General features: G+C 76.2%; 3 protein-coding genes. All 3 read left to right on the top strand.

Translation table 11 applies throughout. The annotated features are described in order from the left end of the window. The first annotated feature begins 1,106 nt into the window (after positions 1 to 1,106). Entirely contained in the window at positions 1,107 to 1,301 is a 195-nt protein-coding gene (locus tag ABZU52_RS32225) for a hypothetical protein (protein ID WP_354974686.1), read from the top strand. Then, positions 1,301 to 2,206: a hypothetical protein gene (locus ABZU52_RS32220; RefSeq protein ID WP_354974685.1), complete on the top strand. Its 906-nt coding sequence runs from the start codon at positions 1,301 to 1,303 to the stop codon at positions 2,204 to 2,206. The genes ABZU52_RS32225 and ABZU52_RS32220 overlap by 1 nt, the downstream gene beginning before the upstream one ends. Next, positions 2,203 to 3,052: contractile injection system protein, VgrG/Pvc8 family (locus tag ABZU52_RS32215; protein WP_354974684.1), on the top strand; the 850-nt coding region annotated here is incomplete at its 3' end. The genes ABZU52_RS32220 and ABZU52_RS32215, both read left to right, overlap by 4 nt.

The raw sequence follows: 3,052 nt of genomic DNA, 5'->3' as shown, positions 1-3,052 counted from the left end.
CGGCCGGGCACCTCGCACCGGCCGGACACCTCGCACCGGCCGGACACCTCGCACCGGCCGGGCACCTGACGCCGCAGCCGTCGGCGGAGACGCCCGTGGCGGTACCACGACGTTTCGGGGAGCCTCCGCAGCACTGGCTGGACCTGGTCGCCGCCCACGCGCCCGGCCTGCTGCACGACCTGGACCTCGACCCGCCCGCCGCGGAACCGGCGCAGGGGCGCGATGACCCCGCCGGCGGGTCCGGCTTCGGCGATCGGATCGCTCAGGACGGGCCGGACCGGTGGACCGCGGTGACCCGACCGACTCGGCCCGTCGGGGAGGGCGCCGGGCCCCCTGCCGACACGGTAGGTCGACGTGCCCCCGGCACGGTTGGTCGACGTTCCCCCGGCACGTCAGGTCGTCATGCCCCCGAGGCGGGTGGTGGGCGCGACCGCGCGACCAGCACGAGCGGCCCTGACCTGGCCGTGCACTCCGACGGGCGGGGCAGCCCGGCGTCCGCCACGCCCGGCACGGTGGGTGACGACGGAACGGTGGGCGCGGGGCACGGAGTCGACGGGCCGGAGGCGGTGAGCGGGGGCCGACCGCCGGACGGGTCGCACCCGACGGGCGAAACCGGGAGGCCAGCGCCCGCGTCGAGCACAGCCGACCTGTCCGGCAGCCCAGGGATCAGCGGTGCCAGCCCACCGGGCGGCAGCGACGCCTCCGACGTCGCGAGGACCACTGAGGCGCCCTCCGCAGCGGATGGGGACCGACGTCCGCCGGGCCGACCGCTGGACGGTTGGCGTCTGCGCGCCTCATCCCGGCCGGTCGCGGCGACGAGACCAGCGGGCGACGCCCCCACGGCCGCTGACCCGAGAGGGCTGCCCCGAATCAAAGAGCCAGCCCACCCCCTCGCTCCGGCCGAGATCTTGGAAGATTTCGGCCCTTCCAGGGGCACTTTCCTTCCAAGGTCCACGGCTGACTCCGCCGACGCCGGCGGGGCGGCGGCTGACGGTGGCCGGTGGCCGGACCTTCCGGAGGATCGGGCACGGTCGGGGCAGCGGGTTGGCGAACGAGCTGGACACCACACCGGACGCCGGAACGGTCCGGCCGCCGGGGCTGCGGGGGTGGCCTGGATCGGCTCGGCGTACCGCGATCCGGGCGGCGGGCGAGGGCCGGCGAGCGCGGTGTTCCAGGCCGACGCGGCGGAGATCGACAGGTGGCCGGCGCTGCCCGACGACAGCGCCCTGTGGTCGGTCGCCGGGGCGGCGCTGGACACCGCCCAGCTGACCCGGCTGGATCGGGAACAGGCGGGCGACTGATGGAACGCGTCGCCTTCCTCATCGACTCCTCCGGCGAGCGGGTGGACTGCCTGCTCAACCCGGAGACCGTGCAGGTGACCCGACTGGCCGGCGTACGCCAGCGGGGTGTCGGTGGCGGGCAGCTCACCGGGTCCGGCCTGGCCGACGACCCGTTGGTCTTCACCGGCGGGGGCCGTACCGAGCTGGTGCTCGACCTGCTCTTCGACGTCGACTTCGTGGAGGCGCAACTCCGTCCGGTCGACGTGCGGGTGCTCACCCGTCCGCTGTGGATGCTGGCGGAGAACTCCACCGCCGAGCATGGTTGGCTGCGACCGCCGCTGGTCCGACTGGTCTGGGGCAAGACCTGGAACGTGCCCGGTGTGATCATCGCGGTGGCGGAACGGTTCGACGCGTTCACCGGCACCGGGTCGCCGCGACGGTCCTGGCTGCGGCTCAAGCTGGTCCGCGCCGCCGAGACGGCCGATCAGGCCGAGGCCGGCTTCGCCGAGGAGTTGGCCGCCGCGAGTACCCCGACCGCCGCGCCGGGCAGCGCGGTGATCGCCGCCGGTGACGGCGCGGGCGAGCCGGGTCGTTCCGGGGTGCGGTTCGACCTGCTGGCCAACGACGCGCTCGGCTCACCGCTGCGCTGGCGGTTGCTGGCCGAACACAACCGGATCACCGACCCGCTCGCCGTGCCGGCCGGCACCACCCTCGCCGTCCCACCAGCCGGCCCGCCGGGCGGTGGGCCGACGGTGGCGGGTGCGGTGGCCGGAGTCGCGCGGGCGGTGGCCAATGCGGTAGGTGCCGGCGCGTCGTTCGTGGGCGCCTCCATCGCCACCGCGCCCGCCGCCTGGGGCCCGACGGCGGGATCGCCGACCGGGCCCACCCCGCCCAGCACACACCCCGGCCCCGGAGGTACGTCGTGACCAGCATCGCGCCGCGGGCGTTGACCGTCCTGCTCGACGGCGTCGAGCTGACCGGCGCGGCGCGTCAGCGGGTCCGCTCGCTACGGGTGGCGGCCCGGCTCGACCAGCCCACCCAGGCCGAGCTGGTGCTCGCCACCACCGCCGGGACCGGCGCGTTCGACCCGGCGGTACGCCCCGGCGCGGCGCTCGACGTACGGCTCGCCGACCACCCGGACGCCCTGTTCACCGGTGAGGTCACCTGCGTGGAGGTGGAGTACGCCGCCGACGGGGCGGCGGTGCTGCGGCTGCGGGCGTACGACCCGCTGCACCGGCTGCGCAAGCGGCAGGGGTTGCGGGTCTTCACCTCGGTGACCGCCGTCGAGCTGGCCCGGGAGCTGTGCGGCGCGGTGGGGTTGGCGGTGACGGCCGAGGTCGACGGCCCTCGGTTGGAGCGGCTGCTTCAGCACCGGCACAGCGATCTGGAGTTGCTGCGGGAGGTGGCCGGACGGGCCGGGCTGCACCTGGCCGCCGACGGTGACGGCGTCCGGCTGGTCACCCTCGCCGGCTACGGGGAGCCGGTTCCGTTGACGCTCGGCGCGGGGGTGCACAACCTGCGGCTGTCCACCAACACCGACCAGGCCAGCGGTGCCAGCGCGGCGCTGGGCTGGCACCCGCAGCGGGCCGAGGTGATCAGCCAGCAGGTCGACGAGGCGCGCTGCGGCCGACCCGCCGGCGACCGCCCGGACCCGGCCGACGTGGGCGCCGACGGCGTTCGCACCGCCGTGGACCAGCCCGGCCGCAGCGACGACGAGTTGGCGGCGCTGGCCCAGGCCCGGCTGGACACCCGGGCGGCGACGCTGGTCACCG

This window comes from Micromonospora sp. NPDC005220 (assembly GCF_040607895.1).
In the GTDB taxonomy this organism is placed as follows: domain Bacteria; phylum Actinomycetota; class Actinomycetes; order Mycobacteriales; family Micromonosporaceae; genus Micromonospora.
The sequence above is the reverse complement of the archived record's forward strand: the minus strand, read 5'-3'. Positions and strand labels throughout refer to the sequence as shown.

Bases quoted from the DNA above. Each gene is read 5' to 3' on its own strand.
- ABZU52_RS32220 (WP_354974685.1), top strand. From the start codon at position 1,301: ATGGAACGCGTCGCCTTCCTCATCGACTCCTCCGGCGAGCGGGTGGAC.